This window comes from Streptomyces sp. NPDC002773, assembly GCF_040295605.1.
Lineage (GTDB): Bacteria > Actinomycetota > Actinomycetes > Streptomycetales > Streptomycetaceae > Streptomyces.
The window spans coordinates 101,420-118,958 of sequence record NZ_JBEOVO010000015.1 but is presented as its reverse complement, the minus strand read 5'-3'; the positions used below and the strand labels follow the sequence as shown (position 1 = coordinate 118,958).

Sequence of the window (17,539 nt, the reverse complement as noted above, 5' to 3'; positions counted from 1 at the left end):
GTGACCGGATGAACCCGACTCCGCACGACTCCGTCCTAGAAGGCGCACCAGCCGGAACGGCCCGCCGAACGCGCCGCAGGGCCCGACCGGACTCAAAGACCCCTCGCTGGACCACGGGAAGTACGGGAAGCCATGTCTGTCACGCTAGATGGGGACAAATCAGGAATGGTTCCGGTTCGGGTACGCCGGATTCTCCGCGGCCCCCGGCCCGAGAAGGTCCCCACCCTCGTCGGCACGGCCTGCACCCTCGTCGGCCTCATCGACATCGCCGCCGGCGTCTTCCCCCGCTTCCGCGCCAGCCGCATGCACGCCCTGGCCGAAGTCCTCCCCGGCACCCTCGGCCCCCTCTCCGCCGCCCTCTCCCTCAGCGCCGGAGTCCTCCTCCTGCTCCTCGCCCACGGCCTCAAGCGCCACAAGCGCCGCGCCTGGCGCGCCGCCGTCGTCCTCCTCCCCCTCGGCGCCGCCGCCCAGTTCATCTGGCGCCACTCCGTCCTCGGCGCCCTCCTCTCCCTCGTACTCCTCGCCCTCCTCCTGCGCCACCGGGACGAGTTCGCCGCCCTCCCCGACCCGCGCAGCCGCTGGCGCGCACTCGCCAACTTCGTCGTCATGGGCGGCGGATCCATCGCCCTCGGCCTCGTCATCGTCAGCGCCCACCCGCGCCGCGTCCTCGGCAGCCCCAGCCTCGCCGACCGCCTCGAACACGTCCTGTACGGACTCTTCGGCATCGAAGGCCCCGTCGGCTACAGCAACGGCGTCGACTGGACCGTCGGCTACTCCCTCGGCGCCCTCGGCATGCTCACCGCCCTCACCACCATCTACCTCGCCTTCCGCCCCGAGCACCCCGCCGCCCGCCTCACCGACGAGGACGAGCTCCGCCTCCGCGCCCTCCTCGCCCAGCACGGCGGCCGCGACTCCCTCGGCCACTTCGCCCTCCGCCGCGACAAGGGCGTCGTCTTCTCCCCCAGCGGAAAGGCCGCCGTCTGCTACCGCGTCGTCTCCGGCGTCATGCTCGCCAGCGGCGACCCCATCGGCGACGTCGAAGCCTGGCCCGGCGCCATCGAACGCTTCATGGACGAGGCCAAAGCCCACTCCTGGACCCCCGCCGTCATGGGCTGTTCCGAGACCGGCGGCCAGGTCTGGACCCGCGAGACCGGCCTCGACGCCCTCGAACTCGGCGACGAGGCGGTCGTCGACGTCGCGGATTTCTCCCTCTCCGGACGGGCCATGCGCAACGTCCGCCAGATGGTCAAGCGCATCGAACGGGGCGGCTACACCACCCAGGTCCGCCGCGTCCGTGACCTCGACGACGCCGAACTCGAACGCGTCCGCCGCGCCGCCGCCGACTGGCGCGGCACCGACACCGAACGCGGCTTCTCCATGGCCCTCGGCCGCATCGGCGCCCCCGGCGACGGCGACGCCGTGATAGCGACCGCCCACAAGACCGACGCGGGCGACGACACCGACCACGCCGCCGACTCCCCCTACGGCGACCTCAAGGCGATCATCCACTTCGTCCCCTGGGGCACCGACGGCATGTCCCTCGAACTCATGCGCCGCGACCGCTCCGCCGACCCCGGCATGAACGAGCTCCTCATCGTCGCCGCCCTCCAGGCCTCCCCCGGCCTGGGCATCGCGCGCGTGTCCCTCAACTTCGCCATGTTCCGCGCCGCCCTCGCCCGCGGCGAGAAGATCGGCGCGGGACCCGTCCTGCGCATCTGGCGCGGACTCCTCGTCTTCCTCTCCCGCTGGTTCCAGATCGAGTCGCTGTACAAGTTCAACGCCAAGTTCCGGCCACGCTGGGAACCCCGCTTCGTCGTCTACCGCACCAGCCGCGACCTCCCCCGCATCGGCTTCGCCGCCATGCAGGCCGAAGGCTTCGTGAACCTCTCCCTGCCCCGGCCCTTCACCCGCAGGCGCCCCGCCCCCGCCCCCCGCCCCTGCGCCCACATCGTCCCCGCACCCGCCGAACGCGAGGTCCGCGCGGCCTGATCCCGCCCCCGGGCCCTACGCTGGACACATGAGTACGACGATCGACCGGGGCACCGCCCGCGGCCTGCCGGAGTGGGACCGCTGCGCGGTCATGGGCGTGGTCAACGTGACGCCCGACTCCTTCTCCGACGGCGGCCGCTGGTTCGACACCACGGCCGCCGTCAAACACGGCCTCGAACTCGTCGCCGAGGGCGCCGACCTCATCGACGTCGGCGGCGAGTCCACCCGGCCCGGCGCCAGCCGCGTCGACGAGGAGGAAGAACTCCGCCGCGTCGTCCCCGTCGTCCGCGGCCTCGCCGCCGAAGGCGTCGCCGTCTCCGTCGACACCATGCGCGCCGGCGTCGCCGCCCGCGCCGTCGAAGCGGGCGCCGTCCTCGTCAACGACGTCAGCGGCGGCCTCGCCGACCCCGGCATGATCCCCGCCGTCGCCGCCGCCGAGGTCCCCTTCGTCGTCATGCACTGGCGCGGATTCAGCCAGAACATGAACAGCCTCGCCGTGTACGACGACGTCGTCACCGAAGTCCTCGACGAACTCCGCACCCGCCTGGAGGCCGTCGTCGACGGCGGGATCGACCCCGAACGCCTCGTCGTCGACCCCGGCCTCGGCTTCGCCAAGCTCGCCCCCCACGACCTCGCCCTCGTCGCCCACCTCCCCGAGCTCCGCGCCCTCGGCCGCCCCCTCCTGGTCGCCGCCTCCCGCAAGCGCTTCCTCGGCCACGTCCTCGCCCGCGAGGGCGCCGCGCCGCCGCCCGCCCGCGAACGCGACGCCGCCACCGCCGCCGTCTCCGCCCTCGCCGCCCACGCGGGCGCGTGGGCCGTCCGCGTCCACGAGGTCAGGGCCACCGCCGACGCCGTACGCGTCGCCCGGGCCGTCGAGGGAGCCGCATGAGCCCCGAGGACCGGTACGACGACGAGGACCGGTACGACGGGGAGAACGGCGGTCCCGACGACGAACCCCGCACCCCCCGCAGCCCCGACGAAGCAGCCGCCGAAGCCGCCGTGGAAGCCGCCAACACCGCCTTCTACGAGGCGATGGAGACCGGCGACTTCGAGGGCGTCGCGGACCACTGGCTCGACGACGGCGCCACCCCCATCACCTGCGTCCACCCCGGCTGGCCCGTCCTCACCGGCCGCGGCGAGGTGCTCCGCTCGTACGCGCTGATCATGGCGAACACCGAGTACATCCAGTTCTTCCTCACCGACCTCAAGATCTCCCTCGCCGGCCGCACCGCCGTCGTCACCTGCACCGAGAACATCCTCAGCGGCGGCCCGGCCGAGGACGGCGCCGCCCTCGGCCCCCTCGTCGGCCAGCTCGTCGTCGCCACCAATGTGTTCCGCCACACACCCGACGGCTGGAAGATCTGGTCCCACCACGCCTCCCCCGTCCTCGCGGAGACCGAGGAACCCGAGAACACCGAGCCCGACGACCTCGACACGGGCGGCACCGAACCCCCCTCCTGAGCCGCCCCCGGCCCCCCACGGGCAAGCGCTGTCGGTCCCCGCAGGTAGATTCGACACTGGACACCCGGCCGTCCGCACCCGGCTGCGTGGCCACCCGAACTACGACAGCAGGAGTGATTCGCGTGGATCGTGTCGCGCTGCGCGGCCTCAAGGCCCGGGGCCATCACGGCGTCTTCCCCAAGGAGCGCGAGGAGGGCCAGACCTTCATCGTGGACCTGGTCCTCGGCCTGGACACCCGCCCGGCGGCCGCCGACGACGACCTGACGAAGACCGTGCACTACGGAATCGTCGCCGAAGAGGTCGTCGACGTCGTCCAGGGCGAACCCGTCGACCTCATCGAAACCCTCGCCGAGCGCATCGCCCAGCAATGCCTCAGCCACGCCGGGGTACAGGAGGTGGAAGTCGTCGTCCACAAACCGGACGCACCCATCACCGTGCCCTTCGACGACGTGACCATCACGATCACCCGGAGCCGACGATGAAGCCGACGCAGAGCGACCCCACCGTGCAGCCCGTACCGGCGGCCGTCGTCGAGACCGTCGACGCGGCCGACACGACCCTGTCCAACCCCCGCTGGGCCGTCGTCGCCCTCGGCGCCAACCTCGGCAACCGCCTGGAGACCCTCCAGGGCGCCGTCGACGCCCTCGCGGACACCCCCGGCCTCCGGGTCAAGGCCGTCTCCCCCGTCTACGAGACGGAGCCCTGGGGCGTCGAGCCCGACACCCAGCCCTCGTACCTCAACGCGGTCGCCCTCCTGAAGACGACACTGCCGCCCTCCTCCCTCCTGGAGCGGGCCCATGCCGTCGAGGAGGCCTTCCACCGCGTCCGCGAGGAGCGCTGGGGCGCCCGCACCATCGACGTCGACATCGTCTCGTACGCCGACGTGGTCTCCGAGGACCCCGTCCTCACCCTCCCGCACCCCCGCGCCCACCAGCGCGCCTTCGTGCTCGCCCCCTGGCACGACGTCGACCCCGAGGCCCAGCTCTCCGGCCACGGCCCCGTCGCCGCACTCCTCGCCGCCGTCGGCAGCGAAGGCGTCACCCGCCGCGCCGACCTGGAACTCCGTCTGCCCGAGTAGTCGTTACGCTTCGTGGCAGACCGCCCACGACCACGACCGACGACCACGCGAAGGACACCCGGTGAAACAACTGCGGCTGAAGGTGCTCGCCGGACTGTTCCTCGTCGCCGGCATCCTCTCCTGGGGCGCGGCCCGCCTCTGGGACTCGGTCGGCACCCTCCCCAGCGTGCCGATCGCCGCGCCCATCGTCCTCGCCGTGATCGCGGCCGTCCTCACCGCGACCGCCCTCTCGATCCGCGCCCGCCTCAAGGCCCAGCGCGACCGCCGCCCCGGCGCCAAGGGCGTCGAACCCCTGATGGCGGCCCGCGCGGTGGTCTTCGGCCAGGCGAGCGCCCTGGTGGCCGCCCTCGTCGCCGGCATGTACGGCGGCACGGGCGTCTTCCTCCTCGCCTTCCTCGATGTCCCGGCCCGCCGCGACCAGGCCCTCTACGCGGCCCTGGCGGTCGCGACGGGCATCGGCGTCATCGCGGCGGCCCTCTTCCTGGAGCGGGTGTGCAGGCTCCCGGAGGACGACGACGAAGGCCCGGGCAAGGCCCGGGCCTGAGTCTCCGTCGTAGCGCCTCAGCGCGCCATGATGAGGCTCATCGCCTCGGCGCGGGTCGCAGGGTCACGCAGCTGACCGCGTACGGCCGAGGTGATGGTCTTGGCACCCGGCTTGCGGATTCCGCGCATCGACATGCACATGTGCTCGCACTCGAAGACCACGATCACTCCGCGCGGCTCCAGCATCTCCATCAGGGAGTCCGCCACCTGCGTGGTGAGTCGTTCCTGCACCTGGGGACGGCGGGCGTAGACGTCGACGAGGCGGGCCAGCTTCGACAGACCGGTGATCTTGCCCGTCGTCGACGGGATGTACCCGACGTGGGCCACCCCGCGGAACGGGACGAGGTGATGCTCACAGGTCGAGTAGACCTCGATGTCCTTGACCAGCACCATCTCGTCGTGGCCCAGGTCGAACGTGGTCGTCAGGACGTCCTCGGGCTGCTGCCACAGGCCCGCGAATATCTCCCTGTACGCCCGCGCCACCCGCGCCGGCGTCTCCTTCAGACCCTCGCGGTCCGGGTCCTCGCCAACCGCGATGAGGAGCTCTCGTACGGCGTTCTCGGCGCGCTTCTCGTCGAAGTCGCCGATCTTGCCCTCGCCGTCCAGCGTCACCGGGTCGGTCATCTCTGTGCCTCGTTCCGTCTCACCTTGTGTGCGAAAAGCCGCGCCCCCACAGGCTAGAACCTGTGGGGGCGCGGCTTCCATTCCGGGGTGGCCGTGCGGTCAGTCCTCGGGGGTGTCCACCGGGGCGATCTCGATGCCCTTCGTGGTGTCGACCGCCGGGGTCGCCGTGCCGTTCGCGCTGTTCGTCAGTGCGAGCTCCTTGGGGGAGAGCACCGGCGGGCGCGTGGAGGGGGTGCGGCGGGAGGAGCCGGTCCAGGCCGGGCGCGCCGGGCGCTTGACGATGGTGGAGAAGACCTCGGCGATCTCCTCCTTGCCCAGCGTCTCCTTCTCCAGGAGGGCGAGGACCAGGTTGTCGAGGACGTCGCGGTTCTCGACGAGGATCTCCCAGGCCTCGTTGTGCGCGGTCTCGATGAGCTTCTTGACCTCTTCGTCGACCAGCGCCGCGACCTCTTCCGAGTAGTCGCGCTGGTGCGCCATCTCCCGGCCGAGGAACGGCTCGGTGTTGTCGCCGCCGAACTTGATGGCGCCGAGACGCTCGGTCATGCCGTACTGCGTGACCATCGCGCGGGCCGTGGCGGTGGCCTTCTCGATGTCGTTCGCCGCGCCCGTGGTCGGGTCGTGGAAGACGAGCTCCTCGGCCGCGCGGCCGCCCAGCATGTAGGCGAGCTGGTCGAGCATCTCGTTGCGCGTGGTGGAGTACTTGTCCTCGTCCGGCAGGACCATCGTGTAGCCCAGGGCACGGCCGCGGGACAGGATGGTGATCTTGTGGACGGGGTCGGAGTTCGGTGAGGCCGCCGCGACCAGGGCGTGTCCGCCCTCGTGGTACGCGGTGATCTTCTTCTCCTTGTCCGACATGATCCGGGTCCGCTTCTGCGGGCCCGCCACCACACGGTCGATCGCCTCGTCGAGGGAGTGGTTGTCGATCAGCTTCTTGTCCGAGCGGGCGGTGAGGAGCGCCGCCTCGTTCAGGACGTTCGACAGGTCCGCGCCGGTGAAGCCGGGGGTGCGTCGGGCGACGGCGCCGAGATCGACGTCCGGGGCGACCGGCTTGCCCTTCTGGTGGACCTTGAGGATCTCCAGACGGCCCTGCATGTCCGGGCGGTCGACGGCGATCTGCCGGTCGAAGCGGCCGGGGCGGAGCAGCGCCGGGTCGAGGATGTCGGGGCGGTTCGTCGCCGCGATGAGGATGACGCCGCCCTTGACGTCGAAGCCGTCCATCTCGACCAGGAGCTGGTTGAGGGTCTGCTCGCGCTCGTCGTGGCCGCCGCCGAGGCCGGCGCCGCGGTGGCGTCCGACGGCGTCGATCTCGTCGACGAAGACGATGGCCGGGGCGTTGGCCTTGGCCTGTTCGAACAGGTCGCGGACCCGGGAGGCGCCGACGCCGACGAACATCTCGACGAAGTCGGATCCGGAGATCGAGTAGAACGGCACTCCGGCTTCGCCGGCGACGGCGCGCGCGAGGAGCGTCTTGCCGGTTCCGGGCGGGCCGTAGAGCAGGACGCCCTTGGGGATCTTGGCGCCGACGGCCTGGAACTTGGCGGGCTCCTGGAGGAATTCCTTGATCTCGTGGAGTTCCTCGACGGCCTCGTCCGAGCCGGCGACGTCGGCGAAGGTCGTCTTCGGGGTGTCCTTGGTGATGAGCTTCGCCTTGGACTTGCCGAACTGCATGACGCGGGAGCCGCCGCCCTGCATCTGGTTCATCAGGAAGAGGAAGACGACCACGATGAGGACGAAGGGCAGGAGGGAGAGCAGGATCGAGACGAAGGCCGACTGCTTCGTCGGGGAGACGGTGTAGCCCTTCTCGATCTGCCCGGCCTCGAACTTCTCCTGGAGCTTGTCCGCGAGGTCCACGCCCTGGCTGCCGATGTAGCTGGCCTGGATCTTGTCGCTCTTGTCGATCTTCTGGCCGGGGATGAGCTCGATCTTGATGAGCTGCTCGTCACCGGTGGTGATCTTTGCCTGCTTGACCTGGTTCTTGTCGATCGCCTGGACGACCTTGCCGGTGTCCACCGTCTTGTAGCCCTCGGACGAGCCGACGACCTGCATCAGCACGACCACGGCGAGGACGGCCAGCACGATCCACATGACCGGCCCACGGAAGTATCGCTTCACGTCCATCCATACGGAGCGAGAACGCTCCGTCCCTCCTGCCCGTAGGAAAATGCTGCTGTGAGTGCTGCTGTGTGAAAAAGCTGTTCTTCGGACGGTACCTCAGCATCGTCGCCCGCGACCGCCTTCCCGTGGTTCAACGGAGGGAAGGCGGTCGTGGTTCCCCGTACGGCCGGGTGTTCAGCCGCCGTAGACGTGCGGGGCGAGCGTGCCGACGAACGGAAGGTTCCGGTACTTCTCGGCGTAGTCGAGGCCGTAGCCGACGACGAACTCGTTGGGGATGTCGAAACCGATCCACTTGACGTCGATCGCGACCTTGGCGGCCTCGGGCTTGCGCAGGAGCGTGCACACCTCGAGGGAGGCGGGCTCGCGCGAGCCGAGGTTCGAGAGGAGCCAGGACAGGGTCAGACCGGAGTCGATGATGTCCTCGACGATCAGGACGTGCTTGCCCTTGATGTCGGTGTCGAGGTCCTTGAGGATCCTGACGACGCCCGAGGACTGGGTGCCGGCGCCGTAGGAGGAGACGGCCATCCAGTCCATGGTGACGGGGGTGGAAAGGGCGCGAGCCAGATCCGCCATCACCATCACGGCGCCCTTGAGGACTCCGACGATGAGCAGGTCCTTGCCCGCGTATTCCGCGTCGATCTTCGCGGCCAGCTCTGCCAGCTTGGCGTCGATCTCTTCCTTGGTGATGAGCACCGACTGGAGGTCGGTGCCCATGTCCTTCTCGTTCACCCGGGTCACTTTCGTTGCAGCGTGCGTCAGCCTTGCCGGATGACCAGTCTGCCACCCTGGCGGCGGGCTTCGACGCGGCCGGGCAGGTTGATGGCTCCTTGGCCGCGCCAGCCGGTGATGAGCCGGTCGACTTCTTCGATGTGCCGGGCGAAGAGGGAGCCGGCGGGTGCGCCCTCGGCGATGACGGCTCGGCGCAGGACGCGGCGGCGTACGGCGGGGGGCAGTCCGTGGAGCTTGGCGCATTCGAGGGTGCCCGCCTCGTCGCGTACGGAGGTCTCGGCGTCGGCGGCCCAGGTGTCGAGGGCGTCGGCGTCGTCGCGGGAGAGCTGGGCCGTTCGGGCGAGGGCTTCGACGACGCCTTTGCCGAGGGCCTTCTCGAGGGCGGGGAGGCCTTCGTGGCGGAGTCGGGAGCGGGTGTAGGCCGGGTCGCTGTTGTGGGGGTCGTCCCAGACGGCGAGTTCCTGTGCGACGCAGGCTTTGCGGACGGTCTGGCGGTCGAGCTGGAGGAAGGGGCGCCGGTAGCGGCCGGAGGCGCCGGAGATGGCGGCCATGCCGGAGAGGGAGCGGATGCCGGAGCCGCGGGCGAGGCCGAGGAGGACGGTTTCGGCCTGGTCGTCGCGGGTGTGGCCGAGGAGGATCGCGGCTGCTCCGTGGCGTTCGGCGGCGGCGTCGAGGGCCGCGTAGCGGGCGTCGCGGGCGGCGGCTTCGGGGCCTCCTTCGCGGCCGACGGTGACGGCGACGGCCTCGGCGGGGGTGAGGCCGAGGGCGGTCATGCGGCCGACGACCTCGCCGGCGCGGGTGTCGGAGCCGTTCTGGAGTCCGTGGTCGACGGTGATGCCGCCGGCGCGTACGGGCAGTTTGCGGGCCTCGAAGGCGAGGGCGGAGGCGAGCGCCATGGAGTCGGCGCCTCCGGAGCAGGCGACGAGCACGAGGGGGGGTTGTGCGTCGCGTGCGGGGGCGGGGCCGGTCTGGTGCTCGGTGAGGACGTCGTGGAGTACGCGGCGGACCGCCAGGCGTATCGCCGCGACCGCAGGATGGGGACCCATGTCCGGTGCCCTTCGTGATGGGGGTGGGGTGCCTCGGTCGGAGTCTTAACGGTCGGAACAGGGTGTTCGGTCACTCAGAGTGCGTCGATGGTGACAGAAACCCGGCCGTTACCCGAGCATTGCACGCCTCACCCCGTGCCCAGGGTCCCTCGGATGGGTGATTGGTGAGGTCTTCTGACGTGTTCCTGTGCCGTCTGCCGCACCTGTCTCAGGAGTCTGCCCTACGGTGCACCCTCGCGATCCAGTCGGCGGGGGCGGCGATCTCGGCCTTGGTGGGGAGCGTGTTGGGGGAGGTCCAGACGCGGTTGAAGCCGTCCATGCCGACCTCGTCGACGACGGCTCGGACGAAGCGTTCGCCGTCGCGGTACTGGCGGAGTTTGGCGTCGAGGCCGAGGAGCTTGCGCAGGGCGAGGTCGAGGCGGGAGGCGCCGCGGGCGCGCCGGGCCTGGAACTTCTCGCGGATCTCGGCGACGGAGGGGACGACCTGGGGGCCGACGCCGTCCATGACGTAGTCGGCGTGGCCTTCGAGGAGGGACATGACGGCGGTGAGGCGGCCGAGGATCTCGCGCTGTTCGGGGGTCTGGACGAGTTCGACGAAGGACGGGGAGGGTTCGCCCTCCTCGGCTTCGGGGCGGCCGCCGACGAGGGTCTGGGCGGCTTCGCGGAGGCGTTCGACGACGGTGCCGGGGTCGACGTCGGTGGCGGAGAGGAACGATTGGATTTCGCCCTGGAGGTGGTCGCGGAGCCAGGGGACGGCGGTGAACTGGGTGCGGTGGGTCTCCTCGTGGAGGCAGACCCAGAGCCGGAAGTCGTGCGGGTCGACGTCGAGTTCGCGTTCGACGTGGACGATGTTGGGCGCGACGAGGAGGAGGCGCCCGCCGCCGTTCGCGCCGGAGGGGAGTTCGCGGGTGGCGGGGGCGAAGGTCTCGTACTGGCCGAGGATGCGGGAGGCGAGGAACGACAGGAGCATGCCGAGTTCGACGCCGGTGACCTTGCCGCCGACGGCGCCGAGGACGGCGCTGCCGGGGGTGGCGGAGCGGCGTTCCTGCATCTTGCCGAGGAGGGGGGTGAGGAGTTCGCGGAAGCCCGCGACGTTGGCCCTGATCCAGCCGGCCCGGTCGACGACGAGGACGGGGGTGTCCTGTGGTTCGTGGCCCTCGGGGATCATCCGGGTGTAGGCGCGGACGTGTTCCTCGGACGCCTTGGCGTGCCTGCGGAGTTCCGCGACGACCTCGCGGGCCTCGTCGCGGCTGACTTCGGGTCCGGGCCGTACGAGGCGGGTCGCGGTCGCGACCGCGAGGTTCCAGTCGACCATCCCGGATGTGCCTGCGCCACCGATGCTCGTCATGCGTCAACCGTACGGTCTCGGCGCCTGTTCGGTGAGTGTTCGGGGCGGGTCGGACACGGGTGGGGGGCGCCCGGCGCCGGGTCGGGCGGTGGTCAGCGCGGGTCGGCGAGGGCGGCGGAGAGCCGGTCGAGGGCGGGCTGTGCCTCGTACGGGGAGAGGGTGCGGCCGGCGAGGAACGCGAAGGCGAGGAGGCGTCCGTCGGTGGTGACGACGGTCCCGGCGAGCGTGTTGACGCCGGTGAGGGTGCCGGTCTTGGCGCGGACGAGCCCGGCGCCCGCGGTGGCGGGGGCGGTGTCGAAGCGGTCGGCGAGGGTGCCGGTGAAGGCGCCGACGGGGAGTCCGGTGAGGAGGGGGCGCAGGGCGGGGCGCGCGGGGTCGGCCGCTCGGGTGAGGAGTCCGGTGAGGAGGGCGGCGGAGACGCGGTCGCGGCGGTCGAGTCCGCTGCCGTCGGCGAAGCGGGCTCCGGCGACGGGGAGGCCGAGCCGGGCGAGTTCGTCGCGTACGGCCTTGGCGGCGCCGTCGAAGCTCGCGGGCTGTTTCCGGGCGAGGGCGGTCTGCCGGGCGAGGGCTTCGGCGAGGTCGTTGTCGCTGTGGGTGAGGGTGCGCTCGACGAGGTCGGCGAGGGGGGCGGAGTACGTACGGGCGAGGGGGGCGGCCTTCGGGGCGCGGCCGGGGGCGGGGTCGCCGGTGACCTTGATCCCGGCCCGGGTGAGGAGGTCCGCGAAGGCTCGGGCGGTGTCGCCCGCCGGGTCGGCGGTGCGGGGGGCGGGGCCGCTGCGGCTGTCGTCGAGGCGTCCCGCGCGGGTCATGAGGGCGACGACGGGGGCGATGTTCTCGTTGGGGCCGATGGGGTGGAGCGTGTCGCCCGGGTAGAGGTCCGCGTCGTAGGTGAGGCGTACGGAGGTGTGGCCGTGTGCGGTGAGGGCGCGGGCGGTGTCGGTGGCGAGGGCCTTCAGGCGGGCCGGGTCGAGGGTGGGGTCGCCGCCGCCGGTGAGGGTGACGGTCCGGCCGTCGGGGGCGGCGGTGGCGGTGGTGGCGATGCGGTGGTCGGGGCCGAGGGCGGAGAGCGCGGCCGCGGCGGTGGCGATCTTGACCGTGGAGGCGGGGGTCATGGGGGTGCCGGCGCCCTCGCCGTACAGCTGCTCGCCGGTGGCGGTGTCGACGACGGAGGCGGTGCGCAGCGGGCCGAGGCCGGGGTCGGCGAGGAGTGGTACGAGGACGGCGGCGAGGTCCGCGGGGTGTCCGGCGGGGGCCGGGGCGGGCAGGGCTGTGAGGACGCCGGGGGCGCTGGGCGCGGGTGCGGGGCGCAGGGGCGCGGCGGGTGCGGGGGGCGGGGCGTGATGTGCGCCACCCGTCGTCGGGGCGGCGGCGCGGGCCCGTTCGGCCGTACGCTGACCCGAGTCCCACGGGCCTGCTGCGGTCACCGCCGCGGCGGCCAGGGCGAGACCGAGGGCGGCGGAGCCCGCCGTGAGCTGCCACGTCCTCGGCTCGGGCATTGCTGACCAGCCCCTTTCGCGATCACACACATGCGTGAGGGACACTTAACCACCGCGCGCCGTCGCGGGCATTCACTTGTGTTGATTCAGGAGGAGCTACCCGTGGAGTTCGACGTTCTCATCGAGATCCCGAAGGGATCGAGGAACAAGTACGAGGTCGACCACGAGACGGGTCGCATCCGCCTGGACCGTCGCCTGTTCACGTCGACGGCCTACCCGACCGACTACGGCTACGTCGAGAACACCCTCGGTGAGGACGGCGACCCGCTGGACGCGCTCGTCATCCTCGACGAGCCGACGTTCCCGGGCTGCCTGATCAAGTGCCGCGCCATCGGCATGTTCCGCATGACGGACGAGGCGGGCGGCGACGACAAGCTGCTGTGCGTCCCGGCCACGGACCCGCGCATGGAGCACCTGCGGGACATCCACCACGTGGCGGAGTTCGACCGCCTGGAGATCCAGCACTTCTTCGAGGTCTACAAGGACCTGGAGCCGGGCAAGTCGGTCGAGGGTGCCGACTGGGTCGGTCGCGCCGAGGCCGAGGAAGAGATCGAGAAGTCGTACGCGCGCGCCAAGGAGCAGGGCGGCCACTGAGCCCCCCCCCCGGTGTTTTGATCGTGTGAAGGCGGTGTGCCCCTCGGGGTGCACCGCCTTTCGCGCATCTGTCGCACACTCATACTGGAATGCACGATTCCCGAAGGAGAGCGAGGCGGGCAGAGTGGTGGCGGAGCCGAACGGCTCGAGGGGGAATCCGGACGACGCTCCGGAGGACCGGAAGCCGCAGTCGGACGAGGCGCGGAGCGCGTTCGTGCCGCCTGCGGGTGTGGAGCAGCCCGCGCCGCCGGAGGAGGAGCATCCGACCTCCGAGTTCGCCCTTCCCGCGGGGTTCACCGCTGAGCCGCCGGCCGAGCAGGAGGGTTCGGCGTTCGCGACGCCGGCGACCTACTCGGCGAAGAACTCGCCGCCCGCTTTCACCCCGGCGTACGGGGTGCCCCTGGTGAGGCTGTCGCAGGACGCGCCGTGGCAGGACCGGATGCGGACCATGCTGCGGCTGCCGGTGGGTGAGCGGCCGGTGCCGGAGGCGCAGCGCAAGGAGGACGAGGCCGGTCCTTCGGTGCCGCGCGTGCTCGACCTGACCCTGCGTATCGGCGAGCTGCTGCTCGCGGGCGGGGAGGGCGCGGAGGACGTCGAGGCGGCGATGTTCGCGATCTCCCGCTCGTACGGTCTCGACCGGGTCGAACCGACGGTGACGTTCACCCTGCTGTCGGTCACGTACCAGCCGTCCCTGGTGGACGATCCGATCACGGCGAACCGGACGGTACGGCGCCGGGGGACGGACTACACGCGGCTCGCGGCGGTGTACACGCTGCTCGCGGACCTCAACGCGCGGGCGCACGAGGTGACGCCCGAGGAGGCGTACCGGCGGCTGGCGGAGATCCGGCGCAACCGGCATCCGTACCCGGGGTGGGTGCTCACGGCGGCGGCGGGGGTGCTCGCCGGCGCGGCCTCGGTGCTGCTCGGCGGCGGTCCGACGGTCTTCTTCGTGGCCGCGCTCGGGGCGGTGCTCGGTGACCGGCTGGCGTGGTTGTGCGCGGGGCGCGGGCTGCCGGAGTTCTACCAGTTCCTGGTGGCGGCGATGCCGCCGGCGGCGATGGGTGTGCTGCTGACGATGCTGCACGCGGATCTGCGGCCTTCGGCGGTGATCACGGGTGGTCTGTTCGCGCTGATTCCGGGGCGGGCGCTGGTGGCGGCCGTGCAGGACGGTCTGACCGGTTTCTACATCACGGCCTCGGCCCGGCTCCTGGAGGTCGCGTACTTCTTCGTCGCGATCGTGGTGGGCGTGCTGTCGGTCCTGTACGTCGCCGTGCAGTTCGACGCGCAGCTCAATCCCGAGGGGACGCTGCAGGCGGTGGAACGGCCGGTGACGCAGATCCTGGCGTCGATGGTGCTGTGCGCGACGTTCGCGATCCTGTTGCAGCAGTCGCGGGCGACGGTGCTGTTCGCGACGCTGAACGGCGGGGTGGCGTGGGTGATCTACGCGTCGATCGCGGTGACCGCGGAGGGTTCGGCGGTGATGGCGACGGCGGTGGCGGCGGGCCTCGTGGGGCTCTTCGGGCAGTTGATCGCCCGCTACGAGCACACCTCGTCGCTGCCGTACGTGACGGCGGCGATCGGGCCTCTGCTGCCCGGTTCGGCGACGTACTTCGGGGTGCTGGCGATCGCGCAGAACAACCTGGACCAGGGCTTCGCCTCGCTGGCGAAGGCGTCTGCCCTGGCCCTGGCGATCGCGATCGGCGTGAACCTGGGAGGCGAGCTGGCCCGCCTCTTCATGCAGGCCCCGGGCGCGGCGGCGGCGCGGCGCGCCGCGAAGCGCACCCGGGGGTTCTGACGTTCTGACCCGGGCCGCCGGGGCCCCGGCGGCCCTGTCAGGCCGCCGGGGTGGGCGGCCCTGTCAGGTCTCGGACAGGCCTAGCGCTTGGCGTGGCGGCCGCGGGCCTCGGGGTTGGGGGTGCCGGGGGCGTCGTGGTCGCCCTCGGCCTGTGCCTTCTTCGACTGCGAGCGGGCCCGGAGGAACTCGATCACGATCGGGACCACGGAGATCAGGACGATCCCGATGAGGATCATCTCGATGTGCTTGTGGACGAAGTCGACCTTGCCGAGGGAGGCGCCGAGCAGGGTCACGCCCGCGCCCCACAGCACACCGCCGATGATGTTGAACGTGATGAACGAGCGGTAGTTCATCCGGCTGACGCCCGCGATGATCGGCGTGAACGTCCGCACGATGGGGACGAAGCGGGCCAGGATCAGCGACTTCGGGCCGTGCTTCTCGAAGAACTCGTGCGCCTTGGCGACGTTCTCCTGCTTGAAGAACTTGGAGTCGGGGCGCTTGAAGAGGGCCGGGCCCACCTTCCGGCCGAAGAGGTAGCCGACCTGGTCGCCGATGATCGCGGCGGCCACGATCAGGGTGCACACCAGCCACAGCGGCTCGTCGAGCTTCTGGGTGGTGACGAGCAGGCCTGTGGTGAAGAGAAGCGAGTCACCGGGCAGGAAGAACCCGATGAGGAGTCCGGACTCGGCGAAGACGATGACGAGGACACCGATCAGACCGAACTCTCCGATCAGATAGTCCGGGTCCAGCCAGCTCGGTCCGAGGGCAAGCGTGTTCACGGGTTCCGGGCTCCTGCGGTCGGTGGGGGCATGGGGGACGGCTGGCCCCAAGCTATCAACGCCAGGCAAACGCGAGCGGTTCCGCCCGGGTCCCACGGGATGCGGACAGGGGGCGCGGCCCTGAGGCTGGGGGGTCAGGAGGTGTATGCCGATGGGCATCGAGGAGTACGGGGGCGGTCAGGGACCGCACCCCGACGTACTGGTCGTGACGACGAACGACGTGCCGGGGTTCGAGGTGCGGCAGGTGATCGGTGAGGTCTTCGGGCTCACCGTCCGGTCCCGTCATCTGGGGAGCCAGATCGGCGCGGGTCTGAAGTCGATGATCGGCGGGGAGCTGAAGGGGCTGACGAAGACCCTGGTGCAGACCCGCAACCAGGCGATGGAACGCCTGGTGGAGCAGGCCCTGGCGCGCGGGGCGAACGCCGTGCTGATGTTCCGCTTCGATGTGACGGACGCGGCTGATCTGGGAACGGAAGTCTGCGCTTACGGCACAGCGGTGGTGATCGCGCCGCGGACGTGAGCCGGGCCCGGGGCCGAGCGGACTCATGTCTCTGCGGGCGTTCGGTGCGTCGCTAGGGGCGTTCTGTCGCATTTGCTCACTTATGGTGGGGCGGTGGCTACCGATCATGCTCAGCCCGCTCGGCCCGATCCGTCCGCCTCCACCGACGAGACCCCGCTGCGGGTCCTGCTGCCGCAGGTGCTGCCGGCGGTCCTGGTCGGGGTGGGGGCGAGCCTGCTGTTCCTGGGGATCAGCGCGCTCGCGGAGCAGCTCCAGGGCGTCCTCTGGGACGACCTGCCGGACGCCCTCGGCCTCGGCGGCCATTCCTCCCTCTGGATCATCATCATGCTCACGGCGACCGGGGTCGCCGTGGGACTCGTCGTCTGGAAGGCGCCGGGGCATGCCGGGCCCGACCCGGCCTCCATGGGCCTCGGCGGGGCGCCGCTCGCCCCCGGGGTCGTCCCGGGGCTGCTGCTCGCGAGCGCGCTCGCCCTCGCCGGCGGGGTCAGCCTCGGTCCCGAGAACCCGATCATCGCGACCAACATCGCCCTGGCCTACTGGCTCGGCCGCAAGGCCCAGCCCGCTCTGCCGGCCGCCGCCTGGGTCTCCCTCGCCTCGGCCGGCACGATCGGCGCCCTCTTCGGCACGCCGGTGGCCGCCGCCCTCGTCATCTCCGAGGCCCTGGCCGGGCAGCCGGGGCGCGGCTCGCTCTGGGACCGGCTCTTCGCCCCGCTCGTCGCCGCGGGAACCGGGGCGATGGCCACCCAGCTCCTCGCCGAACCCAGCTTCGCCGTGGGCCTGCCGCCCCTGACCGACCCCGGCTGGGGCGACCTCCTCGCCGCCCTGGTGATCGCCTCCGCCGCGGCCGTCTTCGGCCTCGGCGCCTGCTACCTGTTCCCGCACGTCCACCACGCCTTCCAGCGCCTTCGCCACCCCATGCTGATGCTGCCCCTCGGTGGCCTCGCCCTGGGCCTCCTGGGCGCCCTCGGCGGGCATCTGACGCTCTTCAAGGGCCTGGAGGAGGTCAAGGAGCTCACTTCCTCCATCGGCGGCTGGTCCTCGGGCGAACTGGCCAAGCTCGCCGTGGTCAAACTCCTCGCCCTTCTCGTCGCCGCCTCCTGCGGCTTCCGCGGCGGCCGGATCTTCCCCGCCGTCTTCATCGGCGCCGCCTTCGGACTGCTCGCCCAGGCCCTCGTCCCCGAGGTCCATCCCGCGGTCGCCGTCTCCTCCGCCGTCCTCGGCGTCCTGCTCGCCACCACCCGGCAGGGCTGGATCAGCCTCTTCACCGGCGCCGTCCTCGCCAGTTCCCACGCGATGCTCGCCCTGCTCTGCCTCGCCTCCCTTCCCGCCTGGCTGATCGTCACCGGCCGCCCCCAGCTCGAACTCGACGAACACGGCCACCCCCTGCGCTGACCCCGCTCCCCCACCGGACAGAAGGAGTCC

Annotated in this window: 17 protein-coding genes; 10 read left to right on the top strand and 7 right to left on the bottom strand. The window is 71.5% G+C overall.

Annotation, left to right across the window (positions count from 1 at the left end; translation table 11 throughout):
- The first annotated feature begins 165 nt into the window (after window positions 1-165).
- The 6 genes from ABT034_RS19940 (at window position 166) to ABT034_RS19915 (ending at window position 5,072) form a co-directional block, all read left to right on the top strand.
- On the top strand, window positions 166-1,989 hold the full coding sequence (locus tag ABT034_RS19940; protein ID WP_502972991.1) for a phosphatidylglycerol lysyltransferase domain-containing protein: 1,824 nt from the start codon (window positions 166-168) through the stop codon (window positions 1,987-1,989).
- A gap of 28 nt (window positions 1,990-2,017) precedes the next feature.
- Window positions 2,018-2,878: a dihydropteroate synthase gene (gene folP / locus ABT034_RS19935; protein WP_351216891.1), complete on the top strand. Its 861-nt coding sequence runs from the start codon at window positions 2,018-2,020 to the stop codon at window positions 2,876-2,878.
- A 143-nt stretch (window positions 2,879-3,021) separates the two neighbouring features.
- Window positions 3,022-3,450: a nuclear transport factor 2 family protein gene (locus tag ABT034_RS19930; protein WP_502972994.1), complete on the top strand. Its 429-nt coding sequence runs from the start codon at window positions 3,022-3,024 to the stop codon at window positions 3,448-3,450.
- 122 nt (window positions 3,451-3,572) lie between these two features.
- Window positions 3,573-3,932 carry a dihydroneopterin aldolase gene (folB, locus tag ABT034_RS19925; RefSeq protein WP_056569486.1) on the top strand — a complete coding sequence of 120 codons (360 nt, stop codon included), beginning with the start codon at window positions 3,573-3,575 and terminating at the stop codon, window positions 3,930-3,932.
- Window positions 3,929-4,528 carry a 2-amino-4-hydroxy-6-hydroxymethyldihydropteridine diphosphokinase gene (gene folK, locus ABT034_RS19920; protein ID WP_351216887.1) on the top strand — a complete coding sequence of 200 codons (600 nt, stop codon included), beginning with the start codon at window positions 3,929-3,931 and terminating at the stop codon, window positions 4,526-4,528. Before folB ends, folK begins: the two co-directional genes overlap by 4 nt.
- 61 nt (window positions 4,529-4,589) lie before the next feature.
- Window positions 4,590-5,072, top strand: a complete 483-nt coding sequence (locus ABT034_RS19915) for a DUF3180 domain-containing protein (RefSeq protein WP_351216885.1) — start codon at window positions 4,590-4,592, stop codon at window positions 5,070-5,072.
- Between the two features lie 17 nt (window positions 5,073-5,089).
- Here ABT034_RS19915 and folE read toward each other — a convergent pair whose 3' ends face one another.
- From folE to dacB, 6 genes are all read right to left on the bottom strand, one after another.
- Window positions 5,090-5,695, bottom strand: a complete 606-nt coding sequence (gene folE, locus ABT034_RS19910; protein ID WP_351216883.1) for a GTP cyclohydrolase I FolE — start codon at window positions 5,693-5,695, stop codon at window positions 5,090-5,092.
- 99 nt (window positions 5,696-5,794) lie between these two features.
- Window positions 5,795-7,813, bottom strand: coding sequence for an ATP-dependent zinc metalloprotease FtsH (gene ftsH / locus ABT034_RS19905; protein ID WP_351216881.1), 2,019 nt, complete (start codon window positions 7,811-7,813; stop codon window positions 5,795-5,797).
- 171 nt (window positions 7,814-7,984) lie between these two features.
- Window positions 7,985-8,524: a hypoxanthine phosphoribosyltransferase gene (hpt, locus tag ABT034_RS19900; protein ID WP_030219931.1), complete on the bottom strand. Its 540-nt coding sequence runs from the start codon at window positions 8,522-8,524 to the stop codon at window positions 7,985-7,987.
- 41 nt (window positions 8,525-8,565) lie between these two features.
- A complete protein-coding gene (gene tilS, locus ABT034_RS19895; protein WP_351216879.1) occupies window positions 8,566-9,585 on the bottom strand; it encodes a tRNA lysidine(34) synthetase TilS in 1,020 nt (339 codons plus the stop codon).
- A 208-nt stretch (window positions 9,586-9,793) separates the two neighbouring features.
- The gene (locus ABT034_RS19890; protein ID WP_351216877.1) at window positions 9,794-10,933 is read right to left on the bottom strand and encodes an Rv3626c family coenzyme F420 biosynthesis-associated protein; all 1,140 of its coding nucleotides are present in this window, start codon (window positions 10,931-10,933) and stop codon (window positions 9,794-9,796) included.
- A 92-nt stretch (window positions 10,934-11,025) separates the two neighbouring features.
- Window positions 11,026-12,429 carry a D-alanyl-D-alanine carboxypeptidase/D-alanyl-D-alanine endopeptidase gene (gene dacB, locus ABT034_RS19885; RefSeq protein WP_351216875.1) on the bottom strand — a complete coding sequence of 468 codons (1,404 nt, stop codon included), beginning with the start codon at window positions 12,427-12,429 and terminating at the stop codon, window positions 11,026-11,028.
- A gap of 102 nt (window positions 12,430-12,531) precedes the next feature.
- On the opposite strand from dacB, the gene ABT034_RS19880 reads away from it, so the two are divergent.
- Together ABT034_RS19880 and ABT034_RS19875 are read left to right on the top strand one after the other, a co-directional pair.
- A complete protein-coding gene (locus ABT034_RS19880; RefSeq protein WP_024758444.1) occupies window positions 12,532-13,023 on the top strand; it encodes an inorganic diphosphatase in 492 nt (163 codons plus the stop codon).
- 124 nt (window positions 13,024-13,147) lie between these two features.
- Window positions 13,148-14,818 carry a threonine/serine exporter family protein gene (locus ABT034_RS19875; RefSeq protein WP_351216872.1) on the top strand — a complete coding sequence of 557 codons (1,671 nt, stop codon included), beginning with the start codon at window positions 13,148-13,150 and terminating at the stop codon, window positions 14,816-14,818.
- An 80-nt stretch (window positions 14,819-14,898) separates the two neighbouring features.
- Here the strand turns inward: ABT034_RS19875 and ABT034_RS19870 are convergent, their stop codons facing one another.
- The gene (locus ABT034_RS19870; protein WP_351216870.1) at window positions 14,899-15,597 is read right to left on the bottom strand and encodes a DedA family protein; all 699 of its coding nucleotides are present in this window, start codon (window positions 15,595-15,597) and stop codon (window positions 14,899-14,901) included.
- A 151-nt stretch (window positions 15,598-15,748) separates the two neighbouring features.
- On the opposite strand from ABT034_RS19870, the gene ABT034_RS19865 reads away from it, so the two are divergent.
- The gene (locus tag ABT034_RS19865; protein ID WP_351217001.1) at window positions 15,749-16,117 is read left to right on the top strand and encodes a YbjQ family protein; all 369 of its coding nucleotides are present in this window, start codon (window positions 15,749-15,751) and stop codon (window positions 16,115-16,117) included.
- A 93-nt stretch (window positions 16,118-16,210) separates the two neighbouring features.
- Window positions 16,211-17,509: an ion channel protein gene (locus ABT034_RS19860; protein WP_351216868.1), complete on the top strand. Its 1,299-nt coding sequence runs from the start codon at window positions 16,211-16,213 to the stop codon at window positions 17,507-17,509.
- The last annotated feature ends 30 nt before the right edge of the window (window positions 17,510-17,539 follow it).